This window comes from Candidatus Clostridium radicumherbarum (assembly GCF_045310525.1).
Classification (GTDB): Bacteria; Bacillota; Clostridia; order Clostridiales; family Clostridiaceae; genus Clostridium_AT; species Clostridium_AT radicumherbarum.
Genome location: NZ_JBJHZY010000004.1, coordinates 89,415 through 110,298, shown reverse-complemented (window position 1 = coordinate 110,298; position 20,884 = coordinate 89,415). Strand labels below are relative to the sequence as shown.

Annotated in this window: 21 protein-coding genes; 19 read left to right on the top strand and 2 right to left on the bottom strand. The window is 31.8% G+C overall.

Annotation, left to right across the window (positions count from 1 at the left end; translation table 11 throughout):
• Nucleotides 1-19 precede the first annotated feature (19 nt).
• Both recJ and ACJDUH_RS16585 read left to right on the top strand, forming a co-directional pair.
• Nucleotides 20-1,801, top strand: a complete 1,782-nt coding sequence (gene recJ, locus ACJDUH_RS16590) for a single-stranded-DNA-specific exonuclease RecJ (protein WP_406766324.1) — start codon at nt 20-22, stop codon at nt 1,799-1,801.
• Nucleotides 1,802-1,875: 74 nt separating this feature from the next.
• Entirely contained in the window at nt 1,876-2,067 is a 192-nt protein-coding gene (locus tag ACJDUH_RS16585) for a hypothetical protein (RefSeq protein WP_406766323.1), read from the top strand.
• A gap of 170 nt (nt 2,068-2,237) precedes the next feature.
• Here the strand turns inward: ACJDUH_RS16585 and ACJDUH_RS16580 are convergent, their stop codons facing one another.
• Nucleotides 2,238-2,426: an alpha/beta-type small acid-soluble spore protein gene (locus ACJDUH_RS16580; RefSeq protein ID WP_406766322.1), complete on the bottom strand. Its 189-nt coding sequence runs from the start codon at nt 2,424-2,426 to the stop codon at nt 2,238-2,240.
• A 179-nt stretch (nt 2,427-2,605) separates the two neighbouring features.
• Nucleotides 2,606-2,800 (bottom strand): alpha/beta-type small acid-soluble spore protein, encoded by a 195-nt coding sequence (locus ACJDUH_RS16575; RefSeq protein ID WP_406766321.1) that lies wholly within the window; start codon nt 2,798-2,800, stop codon nt 2,606-2,608.
• A gap of 204 nt (nt 2,801-3,004) precedes the next feature.
• Between ACJDUH_RS16575 and ACJDUH_RS16570 the strand changes: the two genes are divergently transcribed.
• The 17 genes from ACJDUH_RS16570 to fliY all read left to right on the top strand — a co-directional run bounded on the left by ACJDUH_RS16570 (nt 3,005) and on the right by fliY (nt 20,793).
• Entirely contained in the window at nt 3,005-4,075 is a 1,071-nt protein-coding gene (locus ACJDUH_RS16570; RefSeq protein WP_406766320.1) for an undecaprenyldiphospho-muramoylpentapeptide beta-N-acetylglucosaminyltransferase, read from the top strand.
• An 87-nt stretch (nt 4,076-4,162) separates the two neighbouring features.
• Complete coding sequence (gene safA, locus ACJDUH_RS16565) at nt 4,163-4,777, top strand: SafA/ExsA family spore coat assembly protein (RefSeq protein ID WP_406766319.1); 615 nt, start codon at nt 4,163-4,165, stop codon at nt 4,775-4,777.
• A gap of 251 nt (nt 4,778-5,028) precedes the next feature.
• The gene (gene nifJ, locus ACJDUH_RS16560; RefSeq protein WP_406766318.1) at nt 5,029-8,532 is read left to right on the top strand and encodes a pyruvate:ferredoxin (flavodoxin) oxidoreductase; all 3,504 of its coding nucleotides are present in this window, start codon (nt 5,029-5,031) and stop codon (nt 8,530-8,532) included.
• A gap of 162 nt (nt 8,533-8,694) precedes the next feature.
• The gene (locus tag ACJDUH_RS16555; RefSeq protein ID WP_406766317.1) at nt 8,695-9,033 is read left to right on the top strand and encodes a DUF1292 domain-containing protein; all 339 of its coding nucleotides are present in this window, start codon (nt 8,695-8,697) and stop codon (nt 9,031-9,033) included.
• Nucleotides 9,034-9,094: 61 nt separating this feature from the next.
• A complete protein-coding gene (locus ACJDUH_RS16550) occupies nt 9,095-9,736 on the top strand; it encodes an HAD-IB family hydrolase (RefSeq protein WP_406766316.1) in 642 nt (213 codons plus the stop codon).
• 68 nt (nt 9,737-9,804) lie between these two features.
• Nucleotides 9,805-10,656 (top strand): aminotransferase class IV, encoded by an 852-nt coding sequence (locus tag ACJDUH_RS16545; RefSeq protein WP_406766315.1) that lies wholly within the window; start codon nt 9,805-9,807, stop codon nt 10,654-10,656.
• Nucleotides 10,657-10,717: 61 nt separating this feature from the next.
• Nucleotides 10,718-12,277, top strand: coding sequence for a DUF342 domain-containing protein (locus tag ACJDUH_RS16540; RefSeq protein ID WP_406766314.1), 1,560 nt, complete (start codon nt 10,718-10,720; stop codon nt 12,275-12,277).
• A gap of 10 nt (nt 12,278-12,287) precedes the next feature.
• Nucleotides 12,288-12,734 (top strand): chemotaxis protein CheW, encoded by a 447-nt coding sequence (locus tag ACJDUH_RS16535; protein WP_406766313.1) that lies wholly within the window; start codon nt 12,288-12,290, stop codon nt 12,732-12,734.
• A gap of 11 nt (nt 12,735-12,745) precedes the next feature.
• Complete coding sequence (locus ACJDUH_RS16530; protein WP_406766312.1) at nt 12,746-13,234, top strand: chemotaxis protein CheD; 489 nt, start codon at nt 12,746-12,748, stop codon at nt 13,232-13,234.
• 13 nt (nt 13,235-13,247) lie between these two features.
• Nucleotides 13,248-14,291, top strand: a complete 1,044-nt coding sequence (locus ACJDUH_RS16525; protein ID WP_406766311.1) for a protein-glutamate methylesterase/protein-glutamine glutaminase — start codon at nt 13,248-13,250, stop codon at nt 14,289-14,291.
• Nucleotides 14,292-14,350: 59 nt separating this feature from the next.
• Nucleotides 14,351-15,118, top strand: a complete 768-nt coding sequence (locus ACJDUH_RS16520) for a CheR family methyltransferase (protein WP_406766310.1) — start codon at nt 14,351-14,353, stop codon at nt 15,116-15,118.
• A gap of 22 nt (nt 15,119-15,140) precedes the next feature.
• Nucleotides 15,141-17,186, top strand: coding sequence for a chemotaxis protein CheW (locus ACJDUH_RS16515; protein ID WP_406766309.1), 2,046 nt, complete (start codon nt 15,141-15,143; stop codon nt 17,184-17,186).
• Between the two features lie 8 nt (nt 17,187-17,194).
• Nucleotides 17,195-17,794, top strand: coding sequence for a chemotaxis protein CheC (locus tag ACJDUH_RS16510; protein WP_406766308.1), 600 nt, complete (start codon nt 17,195-17,197; stop codon nt 17,792-17,794).
• 39 nt (nt 17,795-17,833) lie between these two features.
• Complete coding sequence (locus ACJDUH_RS16505) at nt 17,834-18,196, top strand: response regulator (RefSeq protein WP_406766307.1); 363 nt, start codon at nt 17,834-17,836, stop codon at nt 18,194-18,196.
• 75 nt (nt 18,197-18,271) lie between these two features.
• Nucleotides 18,272-18,673: a chemotaxis protein CheW gene (locus tag ACJDUH_RS16500; RefSeq protein ID WP_406766306.1), complete on the top strand. Its 402-nt coding sequence runs from the start codon at nt 18,272-18,274 to the stop codon at nt 18,671-18,673.
• A 19-nt stretch (nt 18,674-18,692) separates the two neighbouring features.
• The gene (gene fliM, locus ACJDUH_RS16495) at nt 18,693-19,688 is read left to right on the top strand and encodes a flagellar motor switch protein FliM (RefSeq protein WP_406766305.1); all 996 of its coding nucleotides are present in this window, start codon (nt 18,693-18,695) and stop codon (nt 19,686-19,688) included.
• On the top strand, nt 19,681-20,793 hold the full coding sequence (fliY, locus tag ACJDUH_RS16490; protein ID WP_406766304.1) for a flagellar motor switch phosphatase FliY: 1,113 nt from the start codon (nt 19,681-19,683) through the stop codon (nt 20,791-20,793). The genes fliM and fliY overlap by 8 nt, the downstream gene beginning before the upstream one ends.
• Nucleotides 20,794-20,884 lie beyond the last annotated feature (91 nt).

The following is a 20,884-nucleotide window of genomic DNA, read 5'->3' as shown; positions in this document are numbered from 1 at the left end:
AATTGGTGAGGTGGGAATTTTGAAGGAGAAATGGCTATTAAGACAAACAAAAGCACCAATTATTGATATTTCAAAAGGAGCAGGTATTGATGTGAATATAGCAGCAATACTTGCGAACAGAGGAATTAAAACTGAAAAAGATATGATTAAGTTTATGAACGCATCACTTGATGATTTATACGACCCATTTCTTATGAAAGATATGGACAAGGGTATTGAAATCATCATTGAAGCAATTAAAAATAAAAATAATATAGTTGTATATGGAGATTATGACGTAGATGGCGTTACAAGTACTGTGATTTTGTATAAGGCTTTATTAAAATGTAGTGCAAAGGTAAGTTATTATGTTCCTCATAGAGAAAATGAAGGTTATGGAATTAATAGTGAAAGAATTAAAAGTTTAAAGGAAGAAGGAGCAGAAGTAATTATAACTTGTGATAATGGAATATCAGCCATTGAGCAAATAAGTTTAGCAAAACAATTAGGTCTAAAGGTTGTAATAACAGATCATCACGAGGTTTCTTTTGTGGAAGATAAGGAAGGGACTAGAGAATATATCATACCACAGGCAGATGCAGTTATAAATCCAAAGCAGAAGGATTGTAGTTATCCTTTTAAACTTCTCTGTGGTGCAGGAATAGCATTGAAGTTTTCTACTGCATTATATAATAAAATGAACATTGATTTAAGTAACTTATTAGAGTTAATTGAAATTGCTGGTATTGGAACTATATGTGATGTGGTAGATTTAATAGATGAAAACAGAATCATAGCAAAAAATGCCTTAATTAGTCTAAAATCAACAAAAAATATTGGGTTAGATGCTTTAATGGAGGTTTTAGGTATAAAGGATAGAAAATTAAATGCTGGAACTATTGGGTTTCAAATTGGTCCATGCATTAATGCTACTGGAAGGTTGGAAACTGCAGCCTTATCTGTGGATTTGCTGCTTAGCGAGGAAAAGGAAAAAGCTAAAGAACTTGCTATTAAACTAAGTGAACTAAATAAGAAGAGACAAAATATGACAACTAAAGATGTAGAAGAAATAATAGAACATATTGAAACTACAAATTTTAAGAATGATAAGGTTATGGTAATTTACAAAGAAGATGTACATGAAAGCATAGCTGGAATTGTAGCAGGTAAAATAAAAGAAAAATATAATGTTCCTACAATAGTAATAACCTCCGGTAAAGAAATGCCAAAGGGCTCTGGAAGATCTATTGAAGGGTATAACCTTTTCGAAGAGCTTTTAAAGTGTAAAGATTTAATAGAAAAATTTGGCGGGCATCCAATGGCAGCAGGCTTATCTATTAAGAAAGAAAATATTGAATTACTTAGGAATGAATTAAATAAGAATTGTAAATTAAATGATGATGATATAATGCCAAAGCTTAGAATTGATAAGAGGATACCTGTAAATAAACTTTCTGAAAAATTTATTTACGATTTAGAAAAGTTAGAACCTTTTGGCAAAGGAAATGAAACACCAGTTTTTGCAGAAAAGAACATAATAGTAGATAAAATATATATTATAGGTAAGGAAAGCAATGTTCTTAAATTAAGTCTCAAAATTGATAATACAAATTTTAAAATGGATGGAATATGTTTTGGCAAAATAGATGAGTTTAAGGACCTTCTAAAAGCTTATTATGGTGAGTGCTATTTAGACATATTAGAAAATTATAATTATAAAAATGAGAAGATTAAATTAGACTTAATCTATTATCCAAACTTAAATAACTTTAATGGTGTACAAACTATTCAAATTAAAATTATTGCTTTTAGATTGGCATAAAACTTAATTAAATTTCTTCACTTCTGCACATAATATTATTTGTAATAAATAATTAATTATTTGAGGTGATTAAAATGAATGAGGAAGCTAGAAAACATATGGATAGAGCATTATTAAGTTTAAAAGATGTTAGACAATGCCTATCTATAGCATCAGGGAATGCAGAAAATGGAAGCATAAAAGAAAAAATAGAAAGAGAGATTGGTCATATAGATAATTGCCTTCAAGACTTTGAAGGAATTGTATCAGGCCTATCTCAAAAGTAATAAAAAGGAGAGCATTCTCCTTTTTTTACTTTAATACGTAAAATTATTTCAAATATAAAGGGTCCCAATATATAGCTACATTATAAAATATGTTATATGAATTCGCTGCTGTGACAACGACTATTTTATAAAAAAACAAGTAGGAAAATTCCTACTTGTCTTTAAGTATATTATAGATTCTTTTCGTAAGCTTCAACCATTTTCTTAACCATTTGGCCGCCTACTGAACCATTTTCTCTTGAAGTAAGGTCTCCATTGTAGCCTTCATTTAATGTAACCCCAACTTCTTTAGCAGCTTCCATCTTAAATCTGTCGAGACCAGCCTTTGCCTGTGGAACTAATGCTTTATTTCTTGCCATTTATATTCACCTCCTTGTATCTTTGTAATAATAGCTTATCCAAAGCAGCATATAATATTATAGAGTTTTGTAGGAAGTGTAGGAAAAATATAGATTATTTTTTATAAGAATTATGAATAGTAATTTTTCAAATATGAAATAGGAAGAAGGCCTACTAAGTAAGCCTTCTATATAAGAAACTATTGTGTTAATCCTTTTTCATAGGCTTCAACCATTTTCTTAACCATTTGGCCACCTACTGAACCATTTTCTCTTGAAGTAAGATCTCCATTATAACCATCACTTAAAGGAACCCCAACTTCTCTAGCAGCTTCCATTTTAAATCTATCAAGTCCTGCCTTAGCCTCTGGTACCAATGTTTTATTTCTTGCCATAATGTATGACCTCCTTATATGTTTTATGTTATTATATTGTCCAATAAGGTTATAATTATATTAGTGGAATAGAGGTGTGAATGTTAAGTTTATAAATTAATGCTAGCTTTTCACAATTATTTTTTCACAATTATATTCAAAAATATACCTTATGTATATTATAATATTAGCTGAATTAATTAATTCATTATAGGAGATGGTATTTTGAGTAGCAAAAGGATAATTATGACAGGTGGAGGCTCTGCAGGGCATGTAACTCCAAATCTTGCTCTTATTCCAAAACTAAAAGAGATAGGATATGAAGTACAATATATAGGGACAAAAGATGGCATTGAAAGAAGAATAATCGAAGAAAATAATATAGAGTATCATTTCATTTCCAGCGGAAAATTAAGAAGATATTTTGATATAAAGAATTTTACAGACCCTTTTAAAGTAATTAAAGGAATTTTTGAGGCCTATGATATTATAAAAAGACAAAAACCCAATATTATATTTTCAAAGGGTGGTTTTGTGGCAGTACCAGTTGTACTGGGTGCTTATTTAAATAAAATTCCAGTAATTGCCCATGAATCTGATATTACTCCAGGCCTTGCAAATAAGCTTTCTGCTCCATATTGTACTAAAATCTGTGTGACCTTCCCGGAATCCGTTAATAAGTTAAGTAAAAAGAAGGTTGTGCTTACAGGAACTCCAATTAGGAAGGAATTATTAGAAGGAAGCAGAATAAAGGGACTAAAACTTTGTAAATTTAACTATGAAAAACCTATATTGTTTATAATGGGCGGAAGCCTAGGTTCTAAAAACATTAATGATTTAATAAGAAGAAATCTAAAGGATTTATTATCTTCATATAATATTTTGCATATTTGCGGAAAAGGTAATATAGACAATAATTGTTCAAATATAGAAAATTACAGACAGTTTGAATATGTAAATGAAGATTTACCTCATTATATGGCTGCAGCAGATATAATCGTTTCTAGGGCAGGAGCAAATTCTATATTTGAATTCCTAGCCTTAAAAAAACCAAATTTATTAATACCTCTATCATCAAAGTCTAGTAGAGGTGATCAAATTCTTAACGCTGAATCCTTTGAAAAAAGCGGCTTTAGTTTGGTAATTAAAGAAGAAAATTTAGAGGATAAATTATTTATTGAAAAAATTGATGAACTTAATAAGAACAAAAATAAGTACATTAATAATATGTCCAAAAGTAGTTTATCAAATGCAGTGGATTTAATTGTTAAGGTTATAGATAAAGCAAGTATATAAATTTTTAGCATATATTTTCTTAATAACCATTAAAATTAAAAATAATTAACAAAAAATCTTACAGAATATATAGAGAGGTGAAAAACTATGAAAAAATTTTACATCTTTCTATTTACTTTTGGTATTTTAATATGCACAAAAACTGCTATTCATGCACAGAACATTTCTTATACTGTTCAACCAGGTGATAGTATGTGGAAAATCGCAGTTAAGTTTGAAATTGGAATATCTGAAATAATTGATGCTAACAAAGTTATTACTAATCCAAATCTAATATATCCAGGTCAAAAGATAAGTGTACCTAATATAGCAGATATTAAAGCTCTAGAAAATGAGGTAATTAGACTGTTAAATATTGAAAGAAGCAAAAATGGTTTAGAGCAACTAACAGCAGATTGGCAGTTATCAAGGGTTGCTAGATATAAATCAGCAGATATGAGGGACAGTAAGTATTTTTCACACTATTCTCCAACCTATGGAGATCCGTTTAAAATGATGCATGATTTTGGAATTAGTTTTTATGCTGCAGGTGAAAATATTGCAATGGGGCAGCCAACACCTCAAGCAGTAATGAATTCATGGATGAATTCTACTGGGCATAGAGCAAATATATTAAATCCACAGTTTAATGAAATAGGTGTTGGAGTAGCTAAAACTTCTAGTGGAGTAATATATTGGACACAGGAATTTATAAGAAGATAATATTAAAAAATTAATACAGTTAATTAAAAAAAGTTAATACAGGTAAATTAATTTATAAAAGCCCGCTCTTCCACAATAAGGGAGGGCTCTATTTTATTATGAAAATTTAACAAAATGAAAAGTAGCAAAAATAGAAACAATTCATGTTGAAATATTGAAATAAAAGTATATAATAAAGATGTAAGTAATTTAAAGTATTTACTTATTTTTTTGTCACCTTTCAAAAATTTACATAGAAAGAAGGTATTTTAATGAAAAAAATGAAGACAATGGATGGAAACACTGCTGCAGCACATATTTCCTACGCATTTACAGATGTAGCAGCTATTTATCCAATTACTCCATCATCTCCAATGGCTGAACATGTTGACGAATGGACAGCTCAAGGAAGAAAAAATATTTTTGGACAAACCGTAAAGATTATGGAGATGCAATCTGAAGCAGGCGCAGCTGGTGCTGTTCATGGTTCATTACAGGCTGGTGCACTAACTACTACATACACTGCATCACAAGGTCTATTACTTATGATACCAAATATGTACAAGATGGCTGGAGAACTTTTACCTGGAGTTTTACACGTTTCAGCTAGAGCTTTAGCAGCTAATTCACTTAATATCTTTGGTGATCATCAAGATGTTATGGCTACAAGACAAACTGGCTTTGCACTACTTGCAGAAAGTTCAGTACAACAAGTTATGGATTTATCAGCTGTAGCACATTTAGCAGCTATAAAAGGAAGAGTACCATTTGTAAACTTCTTTGACGGCTTTAGAACCTCACACGAAGTACAAAAAATTGAAATGCTTGAGTATGATGATTTAAAAGGTTTAGTGGATATGGATGCTGTAAATGCATTTAGAAGAAGAGCATTAAACCCTGATCACCCAGTAACTCGTGGTACTGCTCAAAACCCAGATATTTACTTCCAGGAAAGAGAAGTTTCAAACAAATTTTATGATGAACTTCCAGAAATAGTAGAAAGCTATATGGCAGAAATGACTAAGCTTACAGGAAGAGAATATCACTTATTCAACTATTATGGAGCACCAGATGCTGAAAGAATGATAATAGCAATGGGCTCTGTTTGTGATACTATTGAAGAAACAATTGACTATTTAATGGCTAAAGGAGAAAAAGTAGGTTTATTAAATGTTCATTTATATAGACCATTCTCATTAGAGCATTTCTTTAAATATATTCCAAGTACTGTTAAGAGTATAGCTGTTCTTGATAGAACTAAGGAGCCAGGTTCAATTGGCGAACCTCTATTCTTAGATGTTAAAAATGCATACTATGGAAAGGCATTTGAGCCAGTAATAGTTGGAGGAAGATATGGTTTAGGTTCAAAGGATCCTGTTCCATCACAAATTCTTCCAGTATTTGAAAACTTAAAATTATCAACTCCAAAAGATAGATTTACAATTGGTATAATTGATGATGTAACTAATACTTCATTACCAGTTGGCGAAGACATAGATACAACTCCAGCAGGAACTAAGGCTTGCAAATTCTGGGGTCTCGGATCAGATGGTACTGTTGGAGCAAACAAGAGTGCTATAAAGATCATTGGAGACCATACAGACATGTATGCACAAGGATATTTTGCATATGACTCAAAGAAATCAGGTGGAATAACAGTTTCACATTTAAGATTTGGTAAGACTCCAATTAAGTCCCCATACTTAATAAACAAAGCTGATTTCGTTGCTTGTCATAATCAATCTTACGTTTTCAAATATAACGTATTAGAAGGTTTGAAAAAAGGTGGTAAGTTCTTATTAAATACTATCTGGACTCCAGAAGAAATTGAAGAACACTTACCAGGTTCTTATAAGAAATTCATAGCTGAAAATAACATTGAGTTCTATACATTAAATGCTGTTAAGATAGCTCAAGAAATAGGCCTAGGCGGAAGAATCAACATGATAATGCAATCAGCATTCTTTAAAATTGCTCACGTTATTCCAGTAGATGATGCAATAAAATACCTAAAAGATGCAGTTGTAACTTCCTATGGTAAAAAAGGACAAAAAGTTGTTGATATGAACAACGCTGCAATTGATAAGGGTGTTGAATCAATAGTTAAAATAGATGTTCCAGCTTCCTGGGCTAATGCTGTAGAAGAAGCTGCTGCTACTGTTAAAGTTCCTGAATTCATAAGCAAAATTGTTAACCCTATGAACAGACAAGAAGGAGACAAACTTCCTGTAAGTGCCTTCATAGGAATGGAAGACGGTACATTCCCACAAGGAACTGCTGCTTATGAAAAGAGAGGAATCGCTATAAACGTTCCTGAATGGCAAATGGACAAGTGTATTCAATGTAATCAATGTTCCTTCGTATGTCCACATGCTGCAATAAGACCAGTACTTGTTAATGATGAAGAAATGGCAGCAGCACCAGCAACATTTAAAGCAAAAGATGCTACTGGAGCAAAAGGACTTAAGTTCAATATATCTGTATCACCACTTGATTGTACAGGTTGTGGAAATTGTGCTGATATATGCCCAGCTAAAGATAAGGCTCTTGTTATGATGCCTTTAGATACTCAATTAGAAAAGGTTGAGGCTTGGGATTTTGCTATGGGAGTATCACCTAAGAAAAACCCTATGAATAAATTAACTGTAAAGGGAAGCCAATTCGAACAGCCATTGCTTGAATTCTCAGGAGCTTGTGCTGGCTGCTTAGAAACTGGTTATGCTAGACTTGTAACTCAATTATTTGGTGACAGAATGATGATAGCTAATGCTACTGGATGTTCATCAATTTGGGGAGCATCAGCACCTGCAACTCCATATACTAAGAACCATTTAGGACATGGTCCAGCATGGGCAAATTCACTATTTGAAGATAATGCTGAGTTTGGTCTTGGAATGTATCTTGGTGTAAAACAAGTAAGGGATAGATTAGTTAATACTGCTCATGAAGCAATTCAAGGCAGCATAAGTACAGAACTTAAGGCAGCTCTTGAGGATTGGTCAAATAACCTTGAAAATGGAGAAGGAACAAGAGAAAGAGCTGACAAATTAACTTCTTTACTTGAAACTGAAAAAGGCGATTCTTCATTATTAAATGATTTATATGAAAATAAAGACTTCTTCATAAAGAGATCAAACTGGATCTTTGGTGGAGACGGTTGGGCTTATGATATTGGATACGGCGGATTAGACCACGTTCTAGCATCAGGAGAAGATGTAAATGTATTTGTATTTGATACAGAAGTTTATTCAAATACTGGTGGACAGTCTTCAAAAGCTACTCCAACAGCTGCTATAGCTAAATTTGCAGCTAGCGGAAAGAATACAAAGAAGAAAGATCTTGGTATGATGGCTATGAGCTATGGTTATGTTTATGTTGCACAAGTTTCAATGGGTGCTGATAAGAACCAAACCTTAAAAGCTATAGCTGAAGCTGAAGCTTATCCAGGACCATCCTTAATTATCGGTTATTCACCATGTATTAACCACGGATTAAGAAATGGTATGGGTAAGAGCCAAGCTGAAGGAAAGATGGCTGTTGATTGCGGATACTGGGCTAATTACAGATTCAACCCAAGCTTAAAAGAACAAGGCAAGAATCCATTTAGCTTAGATTCAAAAGAACCAACTGGAGACTTTAGAGAATTCTTAATGGGTGAAGTAAGATACTCTTCACTTGCTAAACAATTCCCAGAAGCTGCAGATGCATTATTTGAAAAGACTCAAAAAGATGCAATGGAAAGACTTGAAGGCTACAAGAGACTTGCAAGCTACTAAAATATCTGACCTAAGTCGTTTTACCAACAGTTAATAAATAAAAGGTTTTGCTTATAGCAAAGCCTTTTATTTTAATGTGTTTAAAAAATTTATAAAAACCTCTTTTAAAAAAGTCAAATAACGGTTACAATGTTATTATAATGTCTAAAGGAGGTATTAGTTATGGAAGAAAATAAATTACACAACTGTGGTTGTGAAGACGATACATGTGGCTGCGGCGAACATGAGCATGAAGAAGGTGGCTGCTGCTGCGGTCATGATCACGATCATGAACCAATGATTGTTGATCTAGAAGATGAAAATGGAAATGTAGTATCTTGTGAAGTTGTAGATGGCTTTACTTATAAGGAACAGGACTATATATTAGTTCAGAATCCTGATGATGGTTCAGTATATCTATTTAAAGTTGTAGGGGAAGAAGGAGAACTTGTAGTTCCAGAGGATGCAGAATTCGAAGAAGTTTCCAAGTATTATGAAGAATCCCTACAGGATGAGGAATAAAATTTAAGACCGCTTATGCGGTCTTTCTTTTTATAAAAGGGACAAGAAAAAGGAGAATTATATGGAGAAACTGGCTATTTTTGATGTTGATTTTACTTTAACTAAAAGAGAAACACTAATTGAGTTTTATAAATTTATGCTTAAAAAGAATCCAAAACTTATTATTTTTATGCCTAGGATAATATTAACAGGAATATTGTATGCATTAAGGGTTATTCCGCTAAGAAGAACAAAGGAATGTTTTGTTTCATTTATAGATGGTATAAAAGAAGAAGATATGAAACTTTCTGTAAAGGATTTTTACGAAAAAAAACTAAGTAAAATCTTATATAAAGACGCTGTTGATACAATGAAGAAGCTGAAGGCTGAAGGCTGTAGAATATACTTAATATCCGCTTCAGCAGAGTTTTATTTGCAGGAGCTTTATAATATTAAGGAAGTGGATAAAGTTATTGGCACTAGATTTTTAAGTGAAGAAGGTATACATAGAGCTAAAATTTGCGGAGAGAATTGTAAAGGAGATGAAAAGGTTAGAAGGCTTATGGAGGAAATTAAAAAGGATAATATAGAAGTTGATTTTAAAAACTCCTATATGTTTTCAGATTCGCTTTCTGATTTACCCTTGTTTAATTTAGTTGGGAATCCTTATTTAATTAATTATAGAAAAAATCAGGATAAAATCAAGGTATTGAAATGGAAGTAGAATAAGTTAGCAGGAGGCATAATGATTAATAATCATTATATACCCCAGAGAACAACAGGAGGGTTAATATGAGTGAATGTTATGGTGCTTATTTTATTAAAAATGAAGATGTTTTGAATAATGCAGAATTTATGGACAAAATTATTAATGAAGGTGTATCTCTTTATGAGGTTATTAGAGTAATTGATAAAGTACCTCTATTTTTAGATAGACATTTAGAAAGACTTAATAATTCAGCTGCATTAATAAATAAAAAAATCTGGATGGATAAAGAGGAACTTAAAAATAAACTATATAAGCTAATAAATATTAACAATTATAGTGAAGGAAATATTAAAATCGTATTTAACAATTTGTGCAATGATTTAGTAGAAGAAAATAATTTTTATGCTTTTTTTATTGAAAGCCATTACCCAAAAGAAGAAGATTATAAAAATGGAGTAGGTACTGTTTTCTGCTTTATGGAAAGAAGTAATCCTAATGCTAAGATTATTAATAAGGAGCTAAGAGAATATTCTAATAAGCTTATAGAGGAGAATAATGTATATGAAGCGATTCTTGTTGATAAGCAAGGAAACATTACTGAAGGAAGCAGATCCAATATATTCATGGTTAAGGGTGATAGGTTAATAACTGCACCTTTAGAGGATGTTCTTCCGGGTATAACAAGAACAATAATTATTGAATTATGTAAAGCTGAAAAAATAAGATTTGAAGAGGAAAAGGTTAATTACAAAGATGTGAAGGAATTAGATGCAGCATTTATCAGTGGAACTTCACCGAAAATTCTACCAATTAACAAAATTAGTGACTTTAAATTATCTTCTTCAACAAATTACATTGTACAAAATATTATGAGGGCTTATAATATAAATATTGATAATTATATAAATAATAACAAACAAGTCAAAACTTATTAAGTTTTTGCAGAAATTGACGAAAAATAATTATTGTGCAAATTATTGTTAGGGGTGGGGATAGGTGCAAGATGCAAATCTTTTAAAAAAGGACAAGCCTATTGAAAATGCCAGGAGTTTAAGAATTAATACTAATAACAATAAAATAGAGGCGTACATAACAATTGAATATTTCCTAGATGAAGAAGGCAAAAAGGCTCCAAAGTATACTTCTAGTGAAATAAGAGAGGCATTAGCAAGTCTTGGAATAACGACTGGTATTATTGAAGAAAATTTATTGAAGTGTACCTTAGAAGATGGAGTTAAAAGACTTCTTATAGCTAAAGGTGAGGCAGCCATTGATGGCCAGGATGAAAGTATTCAAATCAAATTTGATGTTGACAGTGACATAGTAAAATTAAGGGAAGATATTCACGGCAAAGTAGATTTCAAAAATATTGGTGCCGTAAATGCCATACATAAGGGCGATGTTATTGCCGTTAAAATTGATAGCATAGAAGGTATTCCAGGTAAAGATGTTTTTGGTGAAGTTTTAAAACCAAAAGCTGTTAAGAAGATCAAGTTTAGAACGGGCCAAGGTGCTGAGCTAAAAGATGATAATACCATAATTGCATCAATTGATGGAAAACCATGCATGAAGAGTAATACTTTCAGCGTTTTTAGTGTACATGAATTAAATAGTGATGTAGATATAAGTACTGGCAATATCAGCTTTTTAGGTGATATAAAAATTAATGGTAGTGTTAGAGAAGGAATGAAAGTAATATCTGGCAATTCCATCAATATATCTCAAAACGTAGAAAGTGCTGTAGTCAGTGGTAAAGGTGACATATTTATAAATGGTAATATTATAAGCTCCACTATTGTTGGAGGTGGAGAAGATAATGAAAAGGTTAAGGCAATCGAGCAGTTTGAAATACTTTATAAGCTATTAAATGAAATGATTGTGGCTATTGAAGAAATAAAGAAATTCAATTTACTCGGCTATAATACCTCAGATGGACAAATTATTAAGGTGCTAATTGATAGTAAATTTAGGGCTATGCCTTCAGCCTGTATGGGTGTAATTGCAAAGTCTATAATGGTAAGAAATCATGAAAATGTAAAGCTTGAAAAGCTTGTAAGGTTAATTAAAGATAAACTTATAGGACTAAATCCAATTAAAATAAAGCACTATAGCGAAATTTTGGAGATTATTGATATCTTGAAAAGCCTTTTGGATGATCTAAAAATGCAAAAATCCATACCAGTAAATGTTAAATTAAATTATTGTCAGGATTCCACTATTATAAGTACTGGAGATATTATATTCTCAGGTAAGGGAGCATATATTTCTTCAATTACTTCTCAAGGCAGTATTTATTTCCTTCATGACAAAAGCATAGTAAGAGGCGGTAACTTAAAAGCAGAAAATGAAATTGTATGCAAAACTGTTGGAAGCCTAGGTGGAGTTACTACAAAACTTATGGTATCTGAAAAAGGACATATAGAAATATCTATAGCACATGTAAATACTATGATTTATATAGGAAACAAGGAATTTACAGTAGACTATCCTTGTAAGGATGTTCATGCTTATATTAATGATAATCAAGAATTAATAGTGGATAGATTTAGATTATAGGAGGGTTTTTATGGAGAATAGTCAAATTAAGGTAGTTATTTTTAGTGTTAATGGGGAGAATTACGCTGCTGATATAATGGAGGTAGAGAGAATACTGGGGTATGAAGAAACTACGAAACTTCCAGATGCACCGGAATTTGTAGAAGGTGTTATTAACCATGAAGGCAGTATATTACCTGTAATATCCCTGGCAAAAAAATTCAGTCTCCCTTTTTCTGGAATTAAAGAAGATTCAAAGATTATAGTTGCTAAACAAGCTAGTAACAAAATAGGAATTATTGTTGACCTTGTTTCAGAAGTAAGGGATGTAAATTCAAAAACCATTGAAACACCTCCAGACATAGCAGCAGGTATTTCAAAAAGATACATAAAAGGCCTAATTAAAATAGATAAGAAAATAATCATTTTCTTAAACTTAGGAACTGTTTTAACAGAGGAAGAAAAGAAACTAATTTAATTGGAGTAAATATGGAGATTAAAGAAATAAAAGTTGGTATAGCAGATTTAAATGTGGCTAGCTCGCCAGATAAGCTAATTACTGTTGGGCTTGGATCTTGTATAGGAATTGCATTATTTGATAGCTCAAAATACATAGGTGGGTTGGCTCATATTATGCTTCCTGATAGTAAAGCCTTTAGCAATGTAAACAATCCTTTAAAATTTGCTGATTTAGCTATTCCAATTTTACTTGATAAAGTTCAAGACATGGGTGCTTTAAAGAGAAATCTTAGAGCAAAAATTGCAGGAGGAGCATCTATGTTTAATTTTACTGATAAAAATATGATGATGGATATTGGCAGCAGAAACATGAATGCTGTAAAGGAGGCCCTTGAAAAACTTGCTATCCCAATTATAGGTGAAGACTGCGGAGGAAACAAAGGCAGAACAATGATTTTTCATACTCTTAATGGAGCTGTCCAAATTAGAACTGTAGGCCTTGGAATTAAAGATATATGATGGAGTGATGTATTTGATAAAAATCAAAGTTTTAGTAGTAGATGATTCGGCTTTAATGAGAAAAATAATATCAGATATGATTAATTCTGAACAAGACATGATGGTAATAGATATAGCTAGAAACGGTGAAGAAATGCTGGAAAAGGCATTAAAGCATAATCCTGACATTATAACTTTGGACGTTGAAATGCCAATTATGGATGGTATTTCGGCATTAAGAGAAATGAAACGGAGACAAATTAATATTAAGACTATAATGCTCAGCAGCGTATCTCAGAGTAGTACTTCACTTACAATGGAATGCCTAGAGGCTGGGGCTTTTGATTTTTTAGCAAAACCATCTGGGGCAATTTCTCTTGATATTAATAAAGTAAAAGATGAACTTTTGCTGAAAATAAGAACTGCCTTTAGTAAAGAAATTGAAACTTATGAAAAAATAGATACACAGATTGTTGAAAAGAGTAATCCTTATAATAAAGTTATACATGAAAAAATCGAAGCAGTAGTTATAGGCGCTTCAACAGGTGGACCAAAGGCATTATATGCCATAATTACAGCTCTGCCTGAGAAAATAGGAGTACCAATATTTATAGTACAACACATGCCCGCAGGCTTTACTAAAGCATTTGCTGACAGGTTAAATTCTAACAGTAAGATTAAAGTACTTGAAGCTTCTGAGGCTGCATTTATTGAAAAAGATGTTGTATATATAGCACCAGGCGGATATCATATGGAAGTTTTAAATCAAAATAGAATTCATTTAAATACTGAACCTCCTATCTGGGGAGTAAGACCTTCTGTAGATAAGCTATTTAATTCTGCGTCAATGGTATATGGGCCACACTTGCTTAGTGTTGTTTTAACTGGTATGGGTAAGGATGGAGCTCAAGGTACAATTGAAGTTAAAAGAAATGGTGGCGTTACTATTTCAGAGGATAAATCTACTTGTACAATATATGGAATGCCCAAAGCCACCTTTGAAACAGGTATGGTAGATTTAGTGGTTCCTTTAGATGAGGTGGCATCACAAATTATCAAAATTGTTACAAATAGATAATTTAGGGGCGTCAGGATTAATTATCCTTGCGTACGTAATAGGAATACTAGGGGGGCAAAATGGATTTATTAGATTTTGAAAAGTGGGTAATGAAAGAGTATAATATTAATCTATCAGCATATAAATCTAATCAGCTTCACAGAAGGATATTAAGCCTAATGTCAAGAGTAGGTGTAAATAGTGTAGAAGAATATATAGTATTATTGAAAAGTGACAGCTTACAGAAACAGAGATTTTTAGATTTTATAACTATTAATGTTACTGAGTTTTTTAGAAATCCAGAAATTTTTGAAGATTTAAGCGAGAAGCTAGAAACAGATTTATTAATAAATAATAAAAATTTAAAAATATGGAGCGCTGCATGTTCAATTGGAGCTGAGCCGTATTCTATAGCAATTATTTTAAATAAATTGACACCTATGTCAAAACATAATATTATTGCTACAGACATAGACAGTACAATATTAGAAAGAGCAAGGGCAGGTCAGTATTCATATTCGGAAATTAAAAATGTAAGAAAAGAAAATTTAGATAAATACTTTAAAGTTTTCGGAGACAAATATGTTATTGACAGTAATATAAAGAATATGGTTACTTTTAAGAAGCATGATTTAATTCTTGACAGCTACGATAATAATTTTGACCTAATTGTTTGTAGGAATGTGGTTATTTATTTTAATCAAGATGTGAAAAATGAGATTTATAGAAAATTTAGTGCTTCTCTTAAAAAAGGTGGACTTTTATTTGTAGGAGCTACTGAAAGCATTTACAACTATAAGGAATATGGATTTGAAAAAGCGTCTACTTTTATATATAAAAAGTTATAGATAATTTACAGGGGGTAAATCAATGGATACTACTCAATACCTTTCTATGTTTCTTGAAGAGTCAATGGATAATCTTCAAAACTTAAACGAGTCACTCTTACTACTTGAACAAGAACCAGAAAATATTGATAAGTTAAATGAAATCTTCAGAGTAGCACATACCATAAAGGGAATGGCTGCTACTATGGGTTTTAATGTAATGGCAGAACTTACCCATAAAATGGAGGATGTGCTATCAAAATTTAGAAATGGTGAACTAAGTGTAACAGAGCGAGTTGTTACAGTACTATTTCAATGTTTAGATACGTTAGAGACCATGGTAAGTAATATCTCCGAAGGTAAAGATGAAAAGGCACCAATTGAGGAAATAATTAATAATTTAGAAGCACTTGCTTTAGGAGAAGAGCCACAGGCAGAAATTACTGCTAATAATTCAGATACTGAAACTTCTAATAAAGATGCCTCGAAGCTAAATATAGAGCTAAATGAATATGATATAAATATTGTAAAACAGGCATCTTATAAGGGCTACAACGCTTATGAAATTAAAGTTCATTTAAGTGAAAATACCTTATTAAAATCAGCAAGAGCCTTTTTGATATTTAAGAGTCTTGAAGATAATGGAGAAATTATAAAATCCATACCAGCTGCAGAGGATATCGAAAATGAGAATTTTGATTTTGAGCTTGGTTTGATTTATATATCTAATAAAAGTCAAGATGAAATTTTTGAGAATATTATTAACATTTCAGAGGTTGAAAAAGTAGAAATCAAAGAAGTTAATAAAGATACCGGATCTATGATAAATAAAATAGAACCAAAGGCTATCATTGAAGCAGAAATTACTAATATCTCCAAATCAAAAGCTACAAATAGTAAAATGGAAGCTGTAGGAGCTGATCAAAAAACAGTATCTAAAGAAAATTCAGCCCATAAAAAAGCTCATCAATCTGTTAGAGTTGATTTAGAAAGATTAGATAAATTTATGAACATGGTTTCTGAACTTGTAATTCACAGAACAAGATTAGAGCAAATAAGCAATAATTTAAAAGTAGGAGAGCTTAATGAAACATTAGAGCAGGTTGCAAGAACTACTTCTGATTTACAGGATTTAGTTATGAAAATAAGAATGATGCCTTTGGATGTTGTATTTAACAGATTCCCAAGAATGGTAAGAGACTTGTCTGTTGAACTTGGTAAAGATATTGACCTTATAATTAAAGGACAAGATACTGAATTAGATAGGACTGTTATAGATGAAATAGGAGAACCACTAATACATCTCATCAGAAATGCAGCAGACCATGGCGTAGAGAACGCAGAAAAAAGAATTGCTGCTGGTAAGGAAGCTGTAGGGAAAATTAAACTAATAGCTTATCAAGAAGGAACAAAGGCTGTTATTAAAGTTGAGGATGATGGTAATGGATTAGATGTAAATGCAATTAAAGCTAAGGCAGAAAGAATAGGAATTACCACCGATGGAATGAGTGATAATGATATTAAAAATCTTATTTTTGTTCAGGGCTTTAGTACTAACGAAGTCGTAACTGACATTTCTGGCAGAGGAGTCGGAATGGATGTGGTAAAAACTAAAATATCAACCTTAGGAGGTACTGTTGATGTTATTAGTGAGGTGGGTAAAGGGACATCCTTTATAATTAGATTACCACTGACTCTTCAGATAATTCAGGCCTTACTCGTTAAGATAGGAACTGAAACAATGGCAATATCTCTTGGATATATAGATAGAGTAATTGATTACAAAGAGGAAATGGTTAAAAAGACAAATAACACAGAAGTAATTATTTATAATGAAAATGTTATTCCACTTATTAGAGTAAATAAAAAGCTTGGAATGGAGGCTGTTTCCACAAGTAAAAATTATGTAGTTATTGTTAAGGTTGGAGAAAAAGTGGTTGGACTTCTCGTTGACTCTTTATTTGGACAAAAGGAAATTGTTATTAAACCACTGGGCAAGACACTTCAAGGAGTAAAAGAATACATAGGCGCAACAATTCTAGGAGATGGTCTTGTAACACTAATACTAGACGTTGCAGCTCTTATTTAGGAGGAGCAATGGAATTTTTTAATTTTAACCCGGTACAATTAGATGCATTAAAGGAGGTAGGCAACATTGGTGCTGGAAATGCAGCAACAGCCCTTTCACAGCTTATAAACAAGAAGGTTGATATGACAGTACCTTCTATAAATATTGTGCCCTTTGAATCTATTTTCTCTAGAATAAAAGGTGAGGAAGAGGTTATAGGCATAATCGTAAGAGTACTTGGTGATACACCTGGAAATATATTATTTGTATTTGAAAAGGATGTAGCCTTAAATATTATTAATACTCTTACAGGAATAAAAGAGGAAGAAATAAGTGACATGGGAAATTCAGTGCTTTGCGAAATAGGAAATATTATTTCCAGCTCATTTATGAATGCAATTGCTAGATTTACCAATTTATTAATTATGCCCTCAGTACCTGCTGTCAGCAATGATATGTTAGGTGCAATACTATCTACAACCTATATAGAATCGGGTCAATATGAAGATTTTGTACTTGATATAGAGACAATGTTTTTAGAGTCAGGTTCGAGAATAAGCGGTAATTTCTTCTATATACCAATGCCTGGTTCTTTAGAAAAAATTTTAAATGCCCTTGGAATTTATTAAAATTATAATTTATTATATGTAATATGAGGAGGATATAAAATGGCTTCAAGAGTTTTGATTGTTGATGATGCTGCTTTTATGAGAATGATGATAAAGGATATTTTAGAGAAAAATGGATTTCAAATTATAGGAGAAGCAAATAATGGAATAAAAGCAGTAGAACTATATAAAAAGGAAAAACCAGACATAGTAACTATGGACATAACTATGCCAGACATGGATGGAATTGAGGCAGTAAAGGAGATAAGAGCATTTGATCCTGCTGCAAAAGTCGTTATGTGCAGTGCCATGGGACAGCAGACTATGGTAATGGATGCTATTAGAGCAGGAGCTAGAGACTTCATAGTTAAACCCTTCCAGCCTGATAGAGTTTTAGAAGCAATAAGAAAAGTTGTAGGTTAAAAAACACAATATGATGAATTTTAAACTTTTTTAAGATGAGTATTGGAAGATATTTTAAGTAAGGGGGGAGAACGAGTGCAAGTAGTTATATTTAGAATTGGTGATGAACAGTTTGCAGTAGAAACCTCTAAGGTTCAAAGTATTAATGATATTATGGAAATTACCAAGGTCCCTAAGGCTCCTAAATACATCAAAGGTCTAATTAATCTTAGAGGTAACATTATTTCACTTCTAGATATTAATTTATTATTGGATATTGAAAAGAATGATGCAGAGCAAAATAATATTATAATTTTAGAAGTTGATGATGAACAAGTTGGAATGACTGTGGATGAAGTTGACGAAGTGCTTGAGATTGAAGAGAATATAATTGAGAAAATTGAGATTGAAAGAAAAAAATCCTACATAAAAGGCGTATTAAACTTTAAAGACAGAATAGTAACACTAATTGATATTAATAAGCTTATTTCAAAATAAAAAGAAATGAGGGGAATGTATGGCAGAAGTACTATCACAAAATGAAATAGATGCTCTCCTGTCTGCCTTATCTTCTGGAGAATTAAAGCCAGAAGAGCTTCCAAAGGAAGAAGATAAGCAAAAAATAAAACCTTATGATTTCAGGAGTCCGCAAAAATTTTCTAAGGAGCATATAAGGACACTTGAGCTAATTCATGATAATTATGCAAGAATAATTTCTAATTATCTTACTGCTCAAGTAAGGAGTAACGTAAAGGTCAAAATTGAATCTGTAGAACAAATAACCTATGAAGAATTTATTCATTCTGTACCAAACCCAACTATACTAACTGTTTTTAAAATGCCTCCACTAACTGGATCCATCCTTTTTGAAACAAATCCTCAATTTGTTTTTCAAATTATTGATGTACTTCTTGGTGGTACTGGCGCAGGAAAGTATAAAATGAGAGAATTCACTGATATTGATAAAAATATTATAAGACATATTAACAGCGGTTTAATAGGAAATATGAAGCTTGCTTGGGAAGATGTAATGACTGTTGAACCAGAAATAGAAGGTCTGGAAACGAACCCGGCTCTTAATCAGACTATGGCACCTACTGAACCTGTAGCACTTATCACATTTTCAGTAGAAATGAATAAAACTAATACCTTTATCAATATTTGTATTCCTTATTTAAGCATTGAAAAAGTACTGGATAAGTTAGTAGTTAATTATTGGATACAAGAAAATAATGAAGAACTCTTACGTGAATCTAAAGAAAAACTTAAAAATAGGTTAAATATAGTCAAAGTTTCACTAACATCAATCTTAGGTAGCACTCATATAACCGTAGAAGATTTTCTAAAGTTAACTGTGGGAGATGTAATAGCCTTAGATAATAAAAGCAGTAATCCTATAAAGCTATTTATTGAGGATAAAAACTATTATTTAACTCAGCCTGGCACTATAGGAAAAAATCTTGGAATTGAAATACTTGATATTATAGATAAGGATGTGGAAAGCTATGAGTAATGGATTTCTTTCGCAGGAAGAAATAGATTCTCTACTTAGTGGAGGAATGGAAAGTTCAAGACCAATTAACGATGAAAGTCTTTCAGAAATAGAAAAGGATTTACTTGGTGAGATTGGAAATATTTCAATGGGCTCAGCAGCTACAGCTCTTTCTACCATAATTAATCAACAAGTTAATATAACTACTCCTGTAGTTTCAATCAGCACTTTAGCAAGCTTAAGAAGCAGCTTTGAAGTACCTAATATTGCCTTAGAAGTAAAGTATACTAGTGGTATAGTTGGAGAAAATCTTTTAGTTATGAAGATAACTGATGCAGCCATAATAGCCAATTTAATGATGGGCGGAGATGGAAAGGTCGTTTCAAAAGAGTTATCAGAACTTGAAGAAAGCGCAGTTTTAGAAGCAATGAATCAAATGATTGGCTCCGCAGCAACATCTATGGCAACTATGTTTGCAAGGGAGGTAAATATATCACCACCTAATGCAAAAATATGGGATGAAGGAACCAAGGAACTCACGAGTAATATTAATGAAAATGATAGCATTGTGCAAGTATCATTTAGGCTTACTATTGGCGATTTAGTTGACAGCACTATTATGCAATTACTTCCTGTAGAAACTGCTAAGAAAATAGTTTCAATAATGATGGGAAATGAAGGCGAAGAGGTAAAAGAAACACCTATAAAAGAAAAGCCAATTGAAACTCAAATAAAAGAAACAGTTTCTAAAAGTGTTAATAACTTCACAGAGCCTCAAGGTGTAAGAGAAGTCAAAGCAGAGAAAGAATTCGAGATTCAAAAAGCTTCCTTTCAGCCTCTTACATCATCATCACAAGGAATGCCAAAGAACATTGATTTAATTTTGGATGTTCCACTTGAAGTTTCAGTTGTACTTGGAAGAACTAAGAAAAGCATAAAAGATATTTTAAATCTTAGCACAGGTTCTCTAATAGAACTGGATAAATTAGCAGAGGAACCTGTTGAAATATTAGTAAATGGCAAAATTGTGGCTTATGGTGAAGTTATTGTAGTAGATGAGAATTTTGGCGTTAGAATAACTAACATTGTAAGCAATATAGATAGAGTTAAATCATTATCAAACTAGAAATAAAGTGTATGCTTTATTTCTTTTTTTATCCAGGTATAAATTTTATTTCATTGTATACGATAATAAAACTAGAAATTATAAATAAAAT